This window comes from Paraburkholderia strydomiana, from assembly GCF_031456815.1.
Classification (GTDB): Bacteria; Pseudomonadota; Gammaproteobacteria; order Burkholderiales; family Burkholderiaceae; genus Paraburkholderia; species Paraburkholderia caledonica.
Genome location: NZ_JAVDVL010000004.1, coordinates 88726 through 106321, shown reverse-complemented (window position 1 = coordinate 106321; position 17596 = coordinate 88726). Strand labels below are relative to the sequence as shown.

13 protein-coding genes and 1 pseudogene are annotated in these 17596 nt (G+C 62.5%); 5 read left to right on the top strand and 9 right to left on the bottom strand.

The window, feature by feature from the left end; translation table 11 throughout:
- Nucleotides 1-12: 12 nt before the first annotated feature.
- The gene (xdhA, locus tag J2W46_RS13055) at nucleotides 13-1566 is read right to left on the bottom strand and encodes a xanthine dehydrogenase small subunit (RefSeq protein WP_310354256.1); all 1554 of its coding nucleotides are present in this window, start codon (nucleotides 1564-1566) and stop codon (nucleotides 13-15) included.
- 376 nt (nucleotides 1567-1942) lie between these two features.
- Between xdhA and J2W46_RS13050 the strand changes: the two genes are divergently transcribed.
- A complete protein-coding gene (locus J2W46_RS13050; protein WP_310354254.1) occupies nucleotides 1943-3154 on the top strand; it encodes an MFS transporter in 1212 nt (403 codons plus the stop codon).
- A gap of 188 nt (nucleotides 3155-3342) precedes the next feature.
- Here J2W46_RS13050 and J2W46_RS13045 read toward each other — a convergent pair whose 3' ends face one another.
- Nucleotides 3343-3531, bottom strand: a complete 189-nt coding sequence (locus tag J2W46_RS13045) for a PAAR domain-containing protein (protein ID WP_131317737.1) — start codon at nucleotides 3529-3531, stop codon at nucleotides 3343-3345.
- A gap of 5 nt (nucleotides 3532-3536) precedes the next feature.
- Between J2W46_RS13045 and J2W46_RS34350 the strand changes: the two are divergent.
- Nucleotides 3537-3761, top strand: a pseudogene (locus tag J2W46_RS34350) (hypothetical protein); the annotation flags it as partial.
- Between the two features lie 19 nt (nucleotides 3762-3780).
- Here J2W46_RS34350 and J2W46_RS13040 read toward each other — a convergent pair.
- The 4 genes from J2W46_RS13040 to aspT (J2W46_RS13025) all read right to left on the bottom strand — a co-directional run bounded on the left by J2W46_RS13040 (nucleotide 3781) and on the right by aspT (J2W46_RS13025) (nucleotide 10404).
- Nucleotides 3781-5004 (bottom strand): pyridoxal-phosphate-dependent aminotransferase family protein, encoded by a 1224-nt coding sequence (locus tag J2W46_RS13040; protein WP_310354252.1) that lies wholly within the window; start codon nucleotides 5002-5004, stop codon nucleotides 3781-3783.
- Nucleotides 5005-5195: 191 nt separating this feature from the next.
- The gene (locus tag J2W46_RS13035; protein ID WP_020069754.1) at nucleotides 5196-6860 is read right to left on the bottom strand and encodes a bifunctional aspartate transaminase/aspartate 4-decarboxylase; all 1665 of its coding nucleotides are present in this window, start codon (nucleotides 6858-6860) and stop codon (nucleotides 5196-5198) included.
- A 92-nt stretch (nucleotides 6861-6952) separates the two neighbouring features.
- Nucleotides 6953-8635 (bottom strand): aspartate-alanine antiporter, encoded by a 1683-nt coding sequence (gene aspT / locus J2W46_RS13030; protein WP_310354690.1) that lies wholly within the window; start codon nucleotides 8633-8635, stop codon nucleotides 6953-6955.
- An 86-nt stretch (nucleotides 8636-8721) separates the two neighbouring features.
- Entirely contained in the window at nucleotides 8722-10404 is a 1683-nt protein-coding gene (gene aspT / locus J2W46_RS13025) for an aspartate-alanine antiporter (RefSeq protein WP_310354250.1), read from the bottom strand.
- A gap of 519 nt (nucleotides 10405-10923) precedes the next feature.
- Here aspT (J2W46_RS13025) and J2W46_RS13020 point away from each other — a divergent pair.
- Nucleotides 10924-11940, top strand: a complete 1017-nt coding sequence (locus tag J2W46_RS13020; protein ID WP_310354248.1) for a 2-hydroxyacid dehydrogenase — start codon at nucleotides 10924-10926, stop codon at nucleotides 11938-11940.
- Here J2W46_RS13020 and J2W46_RS13015 read toward each other — a convergent pair.
- Entirely contained in the window at nucleotides 11937-12551 is a 615-nt protein-coding gene (locus J2W46_RS13015) for a plasmid fertility inhibition factor family protein (protein ID WP_204520282.1), read from the bottom strand. The two genes, J2W46_RS13020 and J2W46_RS13015, sit on opposite strands and share 4 nt — an antisense overlap.
- A 96-nt stretch (nucleotides 12552-12647) precedes the next feature.
- On the opposite strand from J2W46_RS13015, the gene J2W46_RS13010 reads away from it, so the two are divergent.
- Nucleotides 12648-13472, top strand: coding sequence for a crotonase/enoyl-CoA hydratase family protein (locus tag J2W46_RS13010; RefSeq protein WP_310354246.1), 825 nt, complete (start codon nucleotides 12648-12650; stop codon nucleotides 13470-13472).
- 239 nt (nucleotides 13473-13711) lie between these two features.
- On the top strand, nucleotides 13712-14878 hold the full coding sequence (locus J2W46_RS13005) for an MFS transporter (RefSeq protein WP_310354244.1): 1167 nt from the start codon (nucleotides 13712-13714) through the stop codon (nucleotides 14876-14878).
- Nucleotides 14879-14945: 67 nt separating this feature from the next.
- Here J2W46_RS13005 and fahA read toward each other — a convergent pair whose 3' ends face one another.
- The gene (gene fahA, locus J2W46_RS13000) at nucleotides 14946-16247 is read right to left on the bottom strand and encodes a fumarylacetoacetase (protein WP_310354242.1); all 1302 of its coding nucleotides are present in this window, start codon (nucleotides 16245-16247) and stop codon (nucleotides 14946-14948) included.
- The gene (hmgA, locus tag J2W46_RS12995) at nucleotides 16244-17590 is read right to left on the bottom strand and encodes a homogentisate 1,2-dioxygenase (RefSeq protein WP_310354240.1); all 1347 of its coding nucleotides are present in this window, start codon (nucleotides 17588-17590) and stop codon (nucleotides 16244-16246) included. Before hmgA ends, fahA begins: the two co-directional genes overlap by 4 nt.
- Between the last annotated feature and the right edge of the window lie 6 nt (nucleotides 17591-17596).

Below are 17596 nucleotides of genomic sequence, written 5' to 3'. Positions count from 1 at the left end.
TCTTCGTGCGCTTCAGGCATTTGCCACGACATTGCCGGCGACACCGGCGTCCGCAGTCGAGCACGCCGCAACCACCGCGCGCACATCGAGCGAGCTTTTCGGCAACGGATTGTTGGGGCGCGTTTCGAGCCAGAAGCGATACAGCGTGTTCTTTGCAGCTTCGAGACGGTAATTGCTGGTCGCGCGCATATCGGAAAGCGGTGCGTAGTCATTGCCGAGCGCGAGCATCGCGGCTTGCGCGGTGGATTCATGCCATTCGGCGTCGCGCAGCACGGCTTCTGCGTGCGTTGCGCGCTTCGGCGTCGCTGCCATGCCGCCGAACGCGATGCGCGGCTCGCGAATCAACTCGCCGTCCGCGATAAACGAGAATGCGGCACACACAGCGGAGATGTCCGAGTCGAAGCGCTTCGACAGCTTATAGGTGCGAAATTGCAGCTTTGCACGCGTGCCCGTGCGAGTCGGCACTTTGAGGCCGACGACGAACTCGTGCTCGGCCATATTCTTCTTCTGGTACGCGACGTACAGGTCTTCGAGCGGCATTTCGCGTTCGACGTCGCCACCTCGGACAATCACGCGCGCGCCGAGCGCGATGAGACCGGGCATCGAATCACCGATCGGCGAGCCGTTCGCGATGTTGCCGCCGAGTGTGCCCGCGTTGCGAATGGGTAGCGAAGCGAAGCGTAGCCACATTTCCGTAAGCTCGGGATACTGCTTTGCGATCTCCGCGTAGGCGTTTTCTACCGTCACGCCCGCGCCAATTTCGATCCAGTCGGCACGCGTTTCGAGCTTCTGCAATTCGGCGATCTGTCCAACGTACACGACATTGCCGAGTTCGCGCATCTGCTTGGTGACCCACAGGCCAATGTCGGTGCTGCCCGCGAGAATGCGCGCGGCCGGCTCGGCCTGCTTGATCTGTGCGAGCGCTTCGACCGTGCGCGGCGCGTCGAAGCGCTGGCCGGCGTGCTCGTAATGGAACGTGTCGTCGCGTTGCAGCGTCGCGAGCGCGCCTGCGAGCGCCTCCACATTCACCGGTGCCTTGGGCGCGGGGACTTCGAACATGCGCACGGCCGCATCCACGATCGGACGATAGCCGGTGCAGCGGCACAGATTGCCTGTGAGCGCGTTGCTGATTGCTTCCCGCGAGGGCACCGTCCTGTTTGCGCAGCCATGCTCGTGGCCGTGCTTTTCGTAGAGCGACCACATCGACATGACGAAGCCCGGCGTGCAGAAACCGCACTGCGAGCCGTGGCATTCGACCATCGCCTGCTGTACCGGATGCAGCGAGCCGTCGGGCTGACGCAGATCTTCGACGGTGAAGAGCGCCTTGCCGTCGAGCGTCGGCATGAACTGGATGCAGGCATTGACCGCCTTGAAGTCGACGCCGCCCTTTTCGTTGCGCTCGCCGACCACGACCGTGCACGCGCCGCAATCGCCTTCGGCGCAGCCTTCCTTGGTGCCGGTGCAGTGCGCATCTTCACGCAGATACTGCAGGACCGTGCGGGTGACAGGCGCGTCCTTGAATTCGCGGATCGCGTTGCGATGGTAAAAGCGGATTGGCTCAGTCATGTCTTATCGCTCTCGAATGTTCTTTGTCCAGCAGGGATGGTTCGAAAACTATCACCGTCAATAAATACAACCCATAGCCCGGGTCGCATGCGGGACATATGCGCAATGCGATATCGAGATGGAATTGGCGCGCTATGGGCTTATATTGGGTTGGCTGGTTTTAGATGTTTGTTGGTGCAACGCTTGATTTCAGCCATTTTGTAAGGGCGCGCGGTGAGCATTTCGCCCTTCGCCGAGGGCAAATTGAGCGTCCGACGCCCCACTATCTGGGCTTCGCACCGGCTTACGTCTGACCAATTATTAAGCAAACGCTGCAAGAGAATCGGTTCCATGGGAAAATCACGCCTTCCCGCCGTTTTCAAGTCTGGTTTTCCCCATGTCCACCGACACAGCGACACCCCGCAGCGAATTCGCCACGACCATGCAGATCATTCCGGTCGTCTTTTTCACGTTTCTTTGCTATCTGACGATCGGCATTCCGCTGGCGGTGCTGCCAGGCTACGTGCATGACGACCTCGGCTACAGCGCGGTGCTCGCGGGCGCGGCGATCAGCGTGCAGTATCTGGCGACTCTGGCGTCGCGGCCGCTGGCAGGACGTTCGGCAGACACGTTGGGACCAAAGCGCACGGTGACGATCGGCTTGCTCGGATGCGGCGCGAGCGGCGTTCTTTTGCTGCTGGCGGTTTTGTGCGGACGCTGGCCCGTGCTGAGCCTTGGCCTGCTCGTGTGCAGCCGGCTCGTGCTCGGATTCGGCGAGAGTCTGTGCGGCACCGGCGCCATTCTGTGGGGGATCGGCCGAGTGGGCACGAGCAACAACGCGCGAGTGATCTCGTGGAACGGCATCGCCACGTATGGCGCACTGGCGGTCGGCGCGCCGCTCGGCGTTGCGATCGAGCGGACGGTCGGATTTGCGGCGCTCGGCATTCTAGTGATTCTGCTGGCGGCGCTCGGCTTCTACCTCGCGCGGCCGATGGCATCCGTGCCAATCGTGCACGGCGAACGGATGTCGTACCGAAGCGTGTTCACGCGCGTCCTGCCGCACGGCATCGGCCTCGCGCTCGGCTCGGCCGGTTTTGGATCGATTGCGACGTTCATCACATTGTTCTATGCGGCGAAGCAGTGGCCGAACGCGGCGTTGTCGCTGACGGTGTTCGGCACGCTGTTCATCGGCGCGCGGCTGCTGTTCGCCAACACGATCAAGACCTACGGAGGTTTCCGGGTCGCGATTGTTTCGTTTTCGTTTGAATGTGTCGGCTTGCTGATGCTGTGGCTTGCGCCTGAGCCGCATATTGCGCTCGTAGGGGCGGCGTTGACCGGATTCGGGTTTGCGTTGGTATTTCCGGCGCTCGGCGTCGAGGCAGTCGGACTCGTACCGCCCGCGAGCCGAGGTGCGGCGTTGTCGGCCTACTCGGTGTTTCTGGATCTGTCGCTGGGAATTACGGGGCCGTTGGCGGGGTATATTGCCGGCGAGTTTGGATATGGGTCAGTGTTTCTGTTTGCAGCAATTGCCGCTGCAGCGGCTGTGGGGCTTTCCAGTTTTCTTTATCTTCGGGATGTGAAGGTTGGGAAGATGCCTGCGGCGCTTTGAGGGCTTTTCGGCTCAACGCACCAACTCACACTTGAGTTCCGTGGCTCCGGGCAGGCAGCGGTGTAATCAGGACCAGCGCCGTGGAACGCCTGGCCTTGGTGAGCAGGTAGTCGTACGTTCAGCTGGTACTCGTGGGAACGCTCGGCCTCGAGTCGCCCCAAGTTGCGTTTGTCGAGCGGCTAAAGCGATCATCGTTGCGACAGGCTGGAAATCAATCGGCAACCACATGTCGCACGATGTCCATGATGAGCAACAGGAAGGCTGTCGTCCATCATCGACTCATCACCCGCAACAATTAGGTTCGGTCTAATTTCCGGATGCCGCGGGCAGAAGACTTCGTCGCCCATACGGGCGACCGGACGACCATCGAAGATCATCGTTGGTGCTGGGAACAGCTACATCCGGAGGTACGCGCGTGGCGTTCAACTTCGGCGGGCGCAAAGCGATATTCAACATTGTGCGGGCGGGCAGCGTTGCCAATCCACTGACGAGCGATGTGCTGAAGACGTTCCACTGTCCGAGTTCCATGTCGGCGTTCAGTTTGACCGACAGTGGTCCGCCGTCAAGACTACCTCCGGCAGGCGGACTTTCGAGCGTGTCGCATTAGCGGAGTGGTTCCCAGCCCTCTACTTCCCTTCCGACAATCCCCGCTCCAACGCCGCGACCCCGGCGGGCAAATCGACCTTCACCCCGAGATCGACCATCGTCCGGCCCAGCGCGTGCAGAGTGCGAAACAGATTGTGCTCGCGGCATTGCTCGCCCATTTGCCCGATCCGGACAATCGGCAATCCGAACGACCCCGAAATTTCGACCTGATGCTGCCGCGAAATATGCGCGCATACGTCACCTGGACTCAGCCCCGCGGGCACTTCGATGCCCACCACCGAATTCAGCCGGCAAGCGACCGGCGCATATAGCTGCAAGCCGAGCGCGGTCACGCCTTCCTGCAACGCCACCGAACACTTGAGGTGCCGCGCAAAACGCTTTTCAAGCGTCTCCGCGCACACGAGCCGCAGTGCCTCATGTAAAGCCAGCACGCCCGACACGGGCGCCGTGTAGTGATATCCCGCGTTATGCCAGAAGTTCTCGGCGAGCGACGCGTCGAGACACCAGTGCGCATTCGGCGCGGTACGTCCTTTCACGCGCTCCCAGGCTGCATCGGAAAACGCAATCAGCGAGACTCCCGGAATAGACGACAAGCCCTTCTGCCCGCCCGTGATCACCGCGTCGATACCCCACGCGTCCATGGCGAGCGGCATGGTGCTCAATGTGCACACCGCGTCGACGATCACCAGCGCGCCTGCCGCCTTCGCCAATGCGGCGATGTCCTTCAGCTGGCAATTCCAGACCGTATTCGAAGTCTCGCCCTGCACCACCGTGACGATCTCCGGTCGCTCACGGCGGATTGCCTCGGCGATCTCGTCGAGACTCGCCACCGTGCGGTCGGCCACTTCCAGTTCCGTCACTCGCGCGCCGACGCGGCGGCCCATCTCCGCCATGCGCCCGCTGAAAAAGCCGTTTTTGATGCTCAGCACGCGCGTACCTTCCCACGCGAGATTCGAGATTGCCATTTCCATCGCGGCCGAACCGGGTCCCGCCACGCCCAGCACCCATTTCGAATTGGTCTGGAACACGTAGCGCGCCATCGTCTTCACCTGACCGATCACCTTCACCATGGTTGCGCCCAAATGGTTGATGACGATCGTATTGGCCTTGGCGACCGCTGCGGGAATCGGTACGGGGCCGGCGCCCATCATCAGTAACGGCTCTTCGGGAAGAATGGCGTCGAGCGATTCGACAACCGGACACGGCACAGCAGTAGACGCAACGTTAGATGATGAAGTCGGCATGATCGGTACTTGAAGGAAAGCGCAAAGATGGAATGCACAGGAGCCAACGGCCTCGCCAGCTATGACACTGGCGAGGCCGTCGTCCGATCATTCACCGATCCGAGCAATTGCGCAAGTTTTTTGACCGTGCTTTACCGGCGGGCGCCGCAAACGCGCGTAGGCGACGCGCCTGGCCGCACCGCGGCAAAACCTCACTTCACCTTGGTCTTATCGAGCTTCTTGCCGGTTTCCGCATTGAAACGCTCGACGTATTCTTCGATCAGCCGCCGCACCGCGCGTCCGATCTGCCGGTAGTCCGACTCGTTGAGGTTGGCCAGCGACACACGCCCCGACGCATGCTGCGTGCCGAAGCCGAGCCCCGGCAACAGCACCACCCGAGCCTCGCGCGCGAGCCGGAACAGCAATTCGGTAGGCTGCGTGCTCTTCAACTGCCAATCGACGAACTCGCGCCCGAACATCCGTTCGCCAAGGTACTCGGCGTCGAGAATCGTGTAGTAGTCGACCTGGTTCGGGTCGCTGTCGTCGAATGCAATGCCGACCTCCTCATAAAGCGCCTGCTTGCGCTTGCGGATCAGGCGCTTCAGCGCGTTCTTGTATGCGTCGGGCGTATCCATCAGCGAGAACAGCGAGAACAACACCATCTGCACCTGCTGCGGCGTCGACAGCCCCGCCGTGTGATTCAGCGCGACGGTGCGGCTGTCGGCCACCAGACGGTCGATGAATTTAAGCTTTTCAGGCTCTGTGGTGATCGACTCATAACGTTCGTGCAACTGCTTCTTCACGTCTTTCGGCAGTTCCGAAATCAGCCTGTCGAGCACGTTGTCGCGATGCGTCGCAATGGTTCCGAGACGCCAGCCGGTCGCACCGAAATATTTGGAGTACGAGTACACGAGAATCGTGTTCTTCGGCGCAAGCGCGAACAGCGACACGAAATCGTCGGCGAATGTTCCGTACACGTCGTCGGTGAGCAGAATCAGATCGGGCCGTTCCTTGACGATGTCGGCAATGTACTGCAGGCTCTCGTCGTCCATTTTCACCGAAGGCGGATTGCTCGGATTCACGAGAAAGAAGGCCTTCACTTTCGGATCGCGCAGCTTGTCGAGTTCTTCTTTGGTGTACTGCCAGCCATTCTCAACACCGGCGTTCAGATTCACCACATTCAACTGGTAGTCGTTCAGCCGCGGAATCTCGATGTACGGTGTGAAGATCGGCATGCCGAGCGCGATGGTGTCCCCCGGCTTGATCAGGTGATTCTCGCGCATCGTGTTGAAGATGTACGTCATGGCCGCCGTGCCGCCCTCCACCGCGAACACGTCGAATTCGCCGACGAACGGATGCCGGCCGATCATCTCCCGGCGCAGATATTGTCCGACGATAACTTCGGATAGCTTGAGCATCCGGTCGGGCACCGGATAGTTCGATCCGAGAATCCCCTCGCACATTTCATAAAGGAAGTCGCCGGCGGAAAGCCCCAGCTGATCGCGCACGTACGATACCGCGCCGCGCAAGAAGTCGATCCCCGCGACGCCTTTGTTTTCGCGCAGGAACAGGTCAAAGCGCTCTTCGAGGCCTTCGCGCCGCGGAAATCCGCCGACGCCTTCAGGCATATAAGCGAACGAGCGCTCCGACTCGCGCATGGCGAAGAGCCCGAGCTGCCAGAAGCCGTGGCGCGGTATCGTTGCGAGAAAATTCGGGTTGCCCCGACCGGCGTTCAGCATCGACGCATTGGCTGGCCGCTCGACTGCGCCCCCGCCCGCAGCCTTGATGAGTTCGTCCTTCAGCTCGAACGGGCTGAGCGCGGCAAGACCCGGCTGTGCCATGTCGCCATGTTTCTTGTCGTCCTTCTCTTTTGCCATGATGTGTTCTCCTGAGCCAGATGAAAGACGCCGCCGGGCATTGATTAGCGCGATGCCGCGGCCGGCGCGAAGAGATCGATACAACGCGTTTGCTACACGAGTCCCACCACGAGCGGGCCGAGCAACGTCAACGCGACGTTCGCGATTGCATAGGTAATGGCGAACGGCACGGTCGGCACCGCGCTTTCCGCCTTGTCCAGCACGCCGCCAAAAGCCGGATTCGCACTACGTGAGCCCGACAGCGCACCTGCCAGAATGGCCGCGTTGTTGTAGCGAAGCACGTAGCGGCCGAACAGCATCGTGAGCAGAAGCGGGAACAGCGTGACGAACACGCCGAGCAGGAAGATCGTCATGCCGCTTTGCTTGACCGTGACCACGGCCTGCAGGCCGGAATTCAGACCGACCACGGCGACGAAGGCCGCGAGCCCGAAGTCCTTCAGCAGTTGCGAGGCTGCCGTGGGCATCACGCCGTACATGGGATGCTTGCCGCGCATCCAGCCGAACAGCAGGCCGGCGAGCAGACAGCCGCCGCCTGAACCGAGCGTGAGCGGAATTCCACCCACGTTGATAACGATGAGCCCGATCAGCAAGCCGAGTACGAGACCGACGCCCATGTAGATGAAATCGGTCTTGTTGCTGTACGGCAGTTCGTAACCCGCGGCTTCCACGGCGCGCTTGGTGTCTTTCGGCGAGCCATAAAACGTCAGCACGTCGCCATGTTCCAGATGGGTCTCCGGCAGCAGCGGCAGCGGCTGCCCGGCGCGCGTCACGCCTTGCAGATAGACGCCATGGCGCATGTCGCGATCCACCATTTCCCGCGCGGCCGCAATCGTCGTGTGGTTCATGCCTTTGCGGGTGAACACGCCTTCGCGCGTTTGCATGACGACGCCGACATCGCCAATGTCTGCAACTTCGCTGCCGTTCGAGCCGAACTCGACGACGGCTTCGCGACGGCCCACGACGAGCACGACATCGTCGTGATCCAATACCAGGTCGGGCGTAGGGTCGAGCGTATGGCCGCCTCGCTTGACGCGCTCGATTGTCAGCATGTCGCGATGCAGCGTCTCGACCTGCTTCACCGTCTTGCCCGCGCTGACGTCGATCCGGTACGCGCGCCCTACCAGTTCCGGCAACGCCAGAAGTTGTCCCGGCCCGCGAGCCGGCGCGCCCGCGGTGAGCTCGCGTTCTGCTTCGATGGAGGCATCGCGCAGACTCTGCCCCGTGAACTTCGGCAAGATATTCACGCATACGATGATCGCGCCGAGCGAGCCGAACACGTACGTCACCGCATAGGCGATCGCAACGTCGGATTGCAGCGATTGCACCTCGTCGGCCGGCAGCCCGAGGCGCGCGATCGCGTCGCCCGCAGTGCCGATGATCGCCGACTGCGTCAGCGCGCCGCCAGCGAGCCCGGCGGCGAGCCCCTTGTTCAGGTGGAACAGCTTTGCGCAGACCACCACAGTGATCAGCGCCGTGACCGCGAGGAAAACTGCCATCGCAATTTCGCGCAGCGTCTTGCGGTTCAGCGAATTGAAGAAACCCGGACCGGAGTCGTAGCCGACCGCGTAGATGAATACGGCGAACATCACCGACTTCACGCCGTTGTCGATCGTCACGCCTGCCTGACTGATCACCACCGCCGCCAGCAGCGATCCGCCGACGCCGCCCAGCTGGAACTTGCCGAAGTTGATCTGGCCAATGAAGTAGCCAGCCGCGAGCGACAAAAACAGCGCGATCTCAGGTGATTTCTGGAATATGTGATGTAGCCAGTCCATCATGTCCTCGCTGAATAGTTTGTGATGCTAATTACCCGACACTGCCCGCCGCGGGTGTTCGACCCCCGCGCGGTGAATCCGACCGGCTAGCTGAGCTTGCCGGCCAGGCCGACCACGACCGGTCCCATCAACGGCAGAAAGATGTTGGAAAGCGCGTAGGTGATTGTGTAGCCGATCACCGGCGTGGAGTTGCCGGTCACACCGACGAGCGCGCTTATTGCCGGCGTGCTGCACTGCTGACCGGCGATGGCGCCAAGCAGCATCGGCGTTTCGAGCTTGAGGAACATGCGGCCAATCCACAACGACAGCAGCCCCGGCACGAGCACCATCAGAATGCCGGCTACGGGCAGCGCGAGGCCGTATTCGCGCACCAGCTTGATGGCGTCCGGTCCCGCCGACAATCCCACCGCGGCAATGAAAGTGGCGAGCCCGAAGTCCTTGAGAATCTGCGCGGCCGCCGGAGGCAGCGAGCCGACGAGCGGATGGCGCGAGCGGATCCAGCCGAACAGCAGCCCGGACAGCAAACAGCCGCCGCCGGTGCCCAATGCGAGCGACACGCCGCCGATGCGCCCGCCCAGGTGGGCAATCGCCATGCCGACCAGCACGCCGAGGCCCAGATAGACGAAGTCGGTCTTCTGCGTTGCGACGAGCACATAGCCGAGACGCCGCGCGCCGCGCTCGACATCGGCCTTGGCGCCGACCAGCGTCAGCACGTCGCCGCGATTCAGTTCGGTGCCGGGCAACGCGGGTATCGTCGTCTCCAGCCGCGTGACGGCCGCGATGTAGACGCCACGCGCCTCGTCCGGCGGTGCCCGCTCACGCATCTGGGCAACCGTGAGACCGTGCGCGTCGCGCCGTGTCAACACGACGTCGAGTTTCTCGGCGAGCACCTGGCCGAAGCCGGCGCCGTCGACTTCATCGCCGAGATCCGGCGCCGCGGCGACGATCGCTTCGCGGCGGCCCGCGACGAGCACAATGTCGCCCGAGGCCAGCGCGAGGTGCGGATCTACCGGCACATTCGCGCCGTTGCGCCGCACCTGCTCGATGGTGAGATTGAAGCCGTGCTGCTGTTCGATGGTGAGAACTGTTGCACCATGCGCCGCGCCGATGCGAAAAACGCGGCCGACCAGCGCCGGTGCGGCGGCATGCTGGCCCTCGCCCAACGCTCCGTCGCCGCCGAGCTTGCGCCACACGCGCGCCGCCTCCTCGCGCAGATCGATGCGCAACAGCAAAGGTGCAAACTGGCTCGTAAAGAGGACGATAGTGATCAGCCCGAACAGGTAACTCACGCTGTACGCGGTCACGATGTTGGCTTGCAGACGCAGCGTCTGCGCTTCGTCGAAGCCGAGCCTGGCAATCGCCTCGGAGGCCGTGCCGATCACGGCCGACTCCGTCGCCGCGCCGGCCAGCAGACCAGCCGCAGTGCCGGCATCGAGCCGCATGACGGTCACCGCGATCATGATCAGCACGAGCACCGACACGATCTCGACCACTGACAGCAGCCCATAGCGCCACCCCCGACCGATATTGGCGAAGAACTGCGGCCCACCGGTGAAGCCCAGCGCAAAGATGAACAATGCGAAGGCGATGTTCTTCAGATCGGGCGCGAGGCGCGCGCCTGTCTGGCCAAGTAACAACGCAACGATCAATGTGCCGCAAACACCGCCCAGCTGGATAGGACCAATACGGAAAGAGCCAATCAAATAGCCGATTGCGAGGCTCGTGAACAGAGCGATCTCCGGTTGAGTCCTCAGCAATTCACCGATCATGTTGAATAGCCGATTTTTGAAATTATTCGCAAATTGCTAAGTATCTACGTAAGAGAAATTAAGCTTGTTGCCGTGGTCGATAGTGGACTTAAATCAGCTATCCCACGGAAAAGATGGAATGGCGTCATATGGCGCAAAGATAGCGCGCAGCAAATCACGAATGCCGCGCTAACTACTGCGTCATTAAACGGAAAACATTGCTGACCGGACTTCGCTTGATGCGCCCGGCAGGGTGAAGCGCCGCAAATGCGGTTTGCACGAAATGCCTTTACTCATGAATGGAGCGGTGATTCACGAGCTTTTTTAAATTATGAAAGTTTAGTATCCCTGTCAATGCTATTTTTTTGCCATGAACACTTGACTTCACAGAGCGCGGACCTAAACAAACTCCATCCGCATTCGCTTTAGCGCATTGCTTATTGCGATAGCTCCCTTATACTCATTCGCTCCAGGCAGACTTGACTCGTCGGCATTAGCCGGGAATTCGCGAGCGCCGCGAAACGTTCATGGGGATACGCGATGCGCATCATTCTCTTCAGCAGCCGCCAATACGACATCGAAACTTTCACTGGAGCGAACAGCCGCCATGGCTATGAGCTGCATTTCCAGGAATCGCATCTGGACAGCGAAACTGCTGTTCTGGCGCAGGGCTACGAGGTGGTGTGCCCGTTCGTCAACGACCGGGTCGACGCGGCCGTGCTGGAGCGGCTATATGCAGGCGGCACGCGGATGATTGCCTTACGGTCCGCCGGCTTCAACCACGTGGACCTCGCAACGGCCGAACGTCTCGGCATCGCGGTCGCCCGGGTGCCTGCCTATTCGCCGCACGCGGTGGCCGAGCACGCAGTGGGCCTGATCCTCGCGCTGAACCGGCGCATTCCGCGCGCCGTCGCCCGTACACGGGAAGGCGATTTCTCGCTGCATGGACTGCTCGGTTTCGATTTACACGGCAAGACGGTGGGAGTGATAGGCACCGGCATGATTGGCCGCGTGTTCGGCCGCATCATGGCGGGCTTCGGCATGCGTGTTCTCGCGCACGATCCCGGCACGCCCGCGAGCGACCTGCTCGCGCTCGGCGCGCGCTATGTCGCGCTCGACACGCTTCTGGCGGAATCAGACATCGTGAGTTTGCACTGTCCGTTGGTGCCGTCGACCTACCATCTGATCGACGCCGCCGCGCTGGCCAAAATGAAGCGCGGCGCGATGCTGATCAACACGGGGCGCGGCGGACTCGTCGAAAGCAATGCGCTGGTCGGTGCCTTGAAGGACGGCCAGCTTGGCCATCTGGGGCTCGACGTCTACGAGGAAGAAGGCGGACTCTTCTTCGAAGACCATTCGAATCTCCCGCTGCAAGACGACGTGCTCGCGCGTCTGCTGATGTTCCCGAACGTCATCGTGACCGCGCACCAGGCGTTTTTCACACGCGAGGCGATGAACGAGATCGCGCAGACTACGCTCGATAACGTCGCCGCCTGGCAAACGGGTGTGCCTCGCAACGCGGTCCCTGCAACGAGCGCAGCGGGCACAGCAGGCTAGACGCCGCCGACCTTCAGCGAAACGGGGCGGATCGCGGTGCGGGCGTCGTCCGGTGCGCCGCACATCTCACGCAGCAAGGCCGCCTCGCGCTCGTGCACTTCCACCGGAAACCAGCGTGCGCCGGCGTCGGCAAGATAACGCGCGCGATGCTGGCCATTGCGAAACGCCACCACACCCTCGCGCTCGAAACCGAACCAACCCAGTAGACCCGGCGCGCGGCGCGTGCAAATCGTCACGTAGGGCATCTGCGGAATACGAGGATTGTCCGGATCGAGAAATTCGCGAATGCCGCGCACCTTGCCCGCATGCCATTCGGCGATAGGCTTCAGAACGTAGTCGGTGTTGTCGCGATCGGCGCAGGCGAGCAGTTTGCGCACGTCGACCAGCACGACCTGATGCCGGGTGCCGTCGGCGACGAACACGCGTTTCAGGCGCACATGGTCGTACCATGAATGTTGATGCAGCGGCACGATCCAGACCGTCTCAGCGCAGGCCGGCGCAGTTCCGGACGATGAATTGATTAGAGGCAAAGGCAGGCTCGAAGAGCCGGCGAAGATTCGCCAGCGCGTTAAGAGAGCGCTAACGCTACGAGTCGATTGTGAAAGAAGCATGTCAAGCCACGGTATTAACTGCTCTGCATGAGTGCCGACGAGCGCGGCACAAACGCCCGAACTGACGGGCGAACGCGGACCTTCAAGGACACAACGATGAAAGACACCCTGAATTTCAATCGATATGTGCGCATAGAGGCTAACCAGGATAACGGCGTAGCAACGGTCGTGCTTGAGCGCCCCGAGCGCCGAAATGCCGTCGACCGCGCTGTCGCCGACGCTTTGAGCGCCGCGTTCCAATGCTTCGAGGCGGAACCGGCGTGGCGCGCCGCAGTGCTGTTCGGGGCGGGCGGCACCTTTTGCGCGGGCGCGGATCTGAGCGCGCTGGCCAACGAAAACCTCCGCAACGAAATACACGCAGACGGCAGCGGACCTGGGCCAATGGGACCGACGCGCACGAGCTTCACGAAGCCGGTCATCGCGGCCATCGCGGGATATGCGGTGGCGGGCGGCCTGGAACTGGGTGCGATGTGCGACCTGCGTGTCGCGGAGGACGATGCGGTGCTCGGCGTGTTCTGCCGGCGCGTCGGCATTCCGTTGATCGACGGCGGCACGATCCGCTTGCCGCGGCTGATCGGCATGTCGCGCGCGCTCGATCTGATTCTGACGGGACGTGCGGTGAGCGCCCAGGAAGCGCTCGGTTTCGGCCTCGTCAACCGTGTGGTTGCAAGGGGCGAGGCGCGCGTCGCGGCAGAGCAACTGGCCGCGGATCTCGCAGCATTCCCGCAGGCGGCGCTGCTAGCGGACCGCCGCTCGGTGCTCGAAAACAGCATGCTCGGCGACCTGGCGGAGGCGCTCCAGCGCGAAGGCGCCGGCGGATATCGGGCTGTATTCGACGAAGGCATCGCCGGTGCCGCGCGTTTTGCAAAAGGCGCTGGACGTCACGGCGAGACGCCTGACTCGCACGAAGGAAGCAGCTAGCCGGGCGCTGAAAAGGAGCAACCGTAGCTGTCGGCACCACGGGTCGCACACACTCAAGCGCCGTGACGTCGCGCGGTGTTCAGCGAAAAACAACGTTCGCATCGGCGCTCAGCACTATCGTTTTGACTTAGGTAGAATCCCTGAATGTTTTGCATCCCCCTCGGCGCATGCGCTCTCGTCCCGAAAACGCGCGCCGGCCGCGCGACGCTTCGCGCCGCGCCGATCCACAGTCTGCTGCCATGCCTTTGCCCCTGCTTGCTCTCGCCGTTGCCGCCTTTGGCATAGGCACCACCGAATTTGTCATCATGGGGCTGTTGCCCAACGTCGCCCGCGACCTGTCTGTCTCGATCCCGGCAGCGGGCATGCTGGTCTCGGCATACGCGCTTGGCGTGACCATCGGCGCGCCGATCGTGGCAATCGCGGTCGCCAACATGCCGCGCAAGAAAGCGCTGATGAGCCTGATCGGCGTATTCATCGTCGGCAATCTGCTGTGCGCGTTGGCGCCGGGCTATGCGGTGTTGATGGCCGCGCGGATCGTCACGGCGTTCTGCCATGGCGCGTTCTTCGGCATCGGCTCGGTGGTCGCCGCGGGTCTCGTCGCGCCGAACCGCCGCGCGCAGGCCATCGCGCTAATGTTCACCGGCCTCACGCTCGCGAATGTGCTCGGCGTGCCGCTCGGTACCGCGCTCGGCCAGGCTGTCGGCTGGCGCGCGACCTTCTGGGCCGTGACGGCCATCGGCATTGCCGCAGCTGCCGCGCTCGCCGTGTGTCTGCCGGCGCAGATCGAGATGCAGAAGGCGAGCCTCGTGCGCGAATTCAGCGTGCTGAAAAATCCGCAGGTGTTGATGGTGCTCGGCATCAGCGTGCTCGCTTCAGCGAGCCTCTTCTCCACTTTCACGTACATCACGCCGATTCTCGAAGACGTGACCGGCTTCACGCCGCACGCCGTCACACTCGTGCTGCTGCTGTTCGGGCTCGGCCTGACGGTCGGCAGCACGCTTGGCGGCAAGCTCGCCGACTGGCGCCTGATGCCGTCGCTGGTCGCCTTTCTGCTCGCCATCGTCGTGATTCTCGCGGTCTTTGCCGGCACCATGCATGCCGAAGTTCCGGCAATGATCACCGTTTTCGTTTGGGGTGTTCTGGCATTTGCAATCGTGCCGCCATTGCAGATGCTGATCGTCAATCGCGCGAGCGACGCGCCGAATCTTGCGTCGACGTTGAACCAGGGCGCGTTCAACCTCGGCAACGCAACCGGCGCATGGCTCGGCGGCATGGCGATCGGCGCGGGCGCGCCGTTGACCACGCTGCCGTGGGTCGGCGTCGCGACCTCGATCGGGGCGCTCGTGCTCACGCTGTGGTCGGTGTCCATCGACCGGCGCACGCAGCGGATGGCGGTGGTGGGTTGACAGCCGCCTGCGCGGGCTCGCACCGGTTCATGCCGCCGCGCTTCGCGCGAGCGCGGGCGTTTCTTCCTCAGGCCTTCGCCGGCAGAATCTCGCCGACGCACGTTCCAAAGCCCACGCGATAACCGTCCGCCTGGCACCAACCCGAGAGCGTCAACTCGTCGCCGTCTTCGATAAAGCTGCGCGTGCCGCCCTCTTTCAATTCCAGCGGCTTCTTGCCGTTCCACGTGAGTTCGAGCAGGCTGCCGTACGAGTCTTCCGTCGGCCCGCTGATCGTGCCCGAGCCCATCAGGTCGCCCACCCGCGTGTTGCAACCCCCCACCGTGTGATGCGCGAGTTGCTGAGCCATCGTCCAGTACATGTACTTGAAGTTGGTTCGCGCAATGGTCGTGGCCTGTTTCGCGCCTTGCGGCCGTAGCTTTACTTCCAGCGCTATGTCGAATGCATGCTCGCCGTCGTGCCGCAGATACGCAAGCGGCTGCGGCTCCTGCACGGGCTGTGCGACGCGGAACGCGTCGAGCGCATCCAGCGTGACGATCCACGGCGAAATGGTGGTCGTGAATGATTTTGAATTGAACGGGCCGAGCGGCACGTATTCCCATTGCTGGATGTCGCGCGCACTCCAGTCGTTCAACAGCACCATGCCGAAGATATGCGCTTCGGCATCGGTACAGGCGATCGGCTCGCCCAATGCGTTGCCGCCGCCGATCACGAAGCCGGTCTCCAGCTCGATGTCCAGCTTACGGCAGGCGCCGAACACGGGACGCTCCTGATCGGGCAGCTTCAATTGACCGTTCGGCCGGCGCACCGGCGTGCCGCTCACCACGACCGACGACGCGCGTCCGTTGTAGCCAATCGGCATCTCGGACCAGTTCGGCAGCAGCGCATCCTTCGGATTGCGGAACATGGAGCCGACATTCGTTGCGTGCTCCTTCGACGAATAGAAATCCGTGTAGCCCGGAATTTGCACGGGCAGATGTAGCCGCGCGTCGGCCTGACGCACCAGCGCCTTCGCTCGCAACGCCGCGTCGTCACGCAAAGTCGCGGTGTCGCGCGAAAGCAGATTACTCAACTGGATGCGCACGCTGCGCCATGCGTCGCGGCCAAGCGCGATGAACTCGTTCAAGGTATCGCGCGCGAAAACGCCTGCCTTTGAGGGCACCGTGAGCAAGCCCGCCGCCTCCAGCGCCGCCAGATCGACGATCTCATCGCCGATTGCAACGCCCACGCGCGGCGCGTCGTCTTTGCTGTCGCTGAAAATGCCGAACGGCAAGTTCTGAATCGAAAAATCGTTGCTCGGTTCGTTGGCCGACTGCACCCAACTTTTGCGCGACGGATCGAGCGTCGCCTGAAGATCGCTCAATGCGCTCATCGTTGCTCCGGGTTGAAGTGTTTCTTAAGACCTTGCCAGCACTCGTAGTAGTGCGCCTGAAGTTGCGCGGTTTCGAGCGCAAAACGGGTCGGCTTGATCAGCGTCCTGGTTTCGAACATGAACGCCATGGTGTCGCCAACCTTGACCGGCTTCGACGTATCGCTGTGCGAAGCTTTCTCGAATGTATCCGCGTCCGGGCCGTGACCGGACATGCAGTTATGCAGGCTCGCGCCGCCCGGCACGAAGCCCTCGGCCTTCGCGTCGTAGACGCCGTGCACAAGCCCCATGAATTCGCTCGCGACATTGCGATGAAACCATGGGGGGCGGAACGTGTCTTCGGCGGCGAGCCAGCGCGGCGGAAAAATCACGAAGTCGAGTGAATCCACGCCCGGCGTGTCGGTTTGCGATTGCAACACCAGAAAGATCGACGGGTCCGGATGGTCGAAGCTAATCGAGCCGATGGTGTTGAAGCGCCGCAAGTCGTATTTATACGGCGCGTAATTGCCGTGCCACGCGACCACGTCGAGCGGCGAATGTCCGATGTCCGCGCGCCACAGGTTGCCGTTCATCTTCGCGACGAGTTCGAAGTCGCCTTCGCGGTCCTCGTAAGCCGCATGCGGCGTGAGGAAGTCGCGCGGATTGGCAAGGCCGTTCGAGCCGATTGGCCCGAGGTCCGGCAAGCGAAGCAACGCGCCGAAGTTTTCGCAGATGTAGCCGCGCGCCGTGCCGTCCGGCAAGCTCACCGCGAAGCGCACGCCGCGCGGAATCACCGCGATCTCGAACGGCCCCACTTCGAGCCGGCCGAGTTCCGTCGCGATATCGAGGCGCCCTTCCTGCGGCACGATCAGCAACTCGCCGTCGGCACTGTAGAAGAAACGGTCCGTCATCGAGCGGTTCGCCGCGTACAGGTGAATCGCGCAGCCGCTCATCGATTCGGCGGCGCCGTTGCCCGCCATCGTGACCCAGCCGTCGACGAAATCCGTCGGCTCGCCTGGCATCGGCAATGCGTCCCAGCGCAGCTGATTCGGCGGCGTCGGCGGCACTTCGGCGAAATTCGCGACGAGCCGCTCCGAAGGCAGCGGCGTGAACGGCTTATGCACTGCCGCGGGACGAATGCGGTACAGCCAGGTGCGCCGATTGTGCCCGCGCGGTGCGGTGAAAGCGGTGCCGGACAACTGCTCGGCATACAAACCATAAGCCGCGCGCTGTGGCGAATTGCGCCCTTCAGGCAGCGCGCCCGGTAAAGCCTCGGTCGCAAATTCGTTGCCGAAGCCCGACTGATAGCCGGGTTCGATCTCGAGCCGCGACCTGACGGTATTCGGCTGACGTGTTGAGGTATCCATGCAAGA

Coding starts and splice junctions, on each gene's coding strand:
- xdhA (WP_310354256.1), bottom strand. CDS start 1,566: ATGACTGAGCCAATCCGCTTTTACCATCGCAACGCGATCCGCGAATTC.
- J2W46_RS13050 (WP_310354254.1), top strand. CDS start 1,943: ATGTCCACCGACACAGCGACACCCCGCAGCGAATTCGCCACGACCATG.
- J2W46_RS13045 (WP_131317737.1), bottom strand. CDS start 3,531: ATGATCTTCGATGGTCGTCCGGTCGCCCGTATGGGCGACGAAGTCTTC.
- J2W46_RS13040 (WP_310354252.1), bottom strand. CDS start 5,004: ATGCCGACTTCATCATCTAACGTTGCGTCTACTGCTGTGCCGTGTCCG.
- J2W46_RS13035 (WP_020069754.1), bottom strand. CDS start 6,860: ATGGCAAAAGAGAAGGACGACAAGAAACATGGCGACATGGCACAGCCG.
- aspT (WP_310354690.1), bottom strand. CDS start 8,635: ATGGACTGGCTACATCACATATTCCAGAAATCACCTGAGATCGCGCTG.
- aspT (WP_310354250.1), bottom strand. CDS start 10,404: ATGATCGGTGAATTGCTGAGGACTCAACCGGAGATCGCTCTGTTCACG.
- J2W46_RS13020 (WP_310354248.1), top strand. CDS start 10,924: ATGCGCATCATTCTCTTCAGCAGCCGCCAATACGACATCGAAACTTTC.
- J2W46_RS13015 (WP_204520282.1), bottom strand. CDS start 12,551: ATGCTTCTTTCACAATCGACTCGTAGCGTTAGCGCTCTCTTAACGCGC.
- J2W46_RS13010 (WP_310354246.1), top strand. CDS start 12,648: ATGAAAGACACCCTGAATTTCAATCGATATGTGCGCATAGAGGCTAAC.
- J2W46_RS13005 (WP_310354244.1), top strand. CDS start 13,712: ATGCCTTTGCCCCTGCTTGCTCTCGCCGTTGCCGCCTTTGGCATAGGC.
- fahA (WP_310354242.1), bottom strand. CDS start 16,247: ATGAGCGCATTGAGCGATCTTCAGGCGACGCTCGATCCGTCGCGCAAA.
- hmgA (WP_310354240.1), bottom strand. CDS start 17,590: ATGGATACCTCAACACGTCAGCCGAATACCGTCAGGTCGCGGCTCGAG.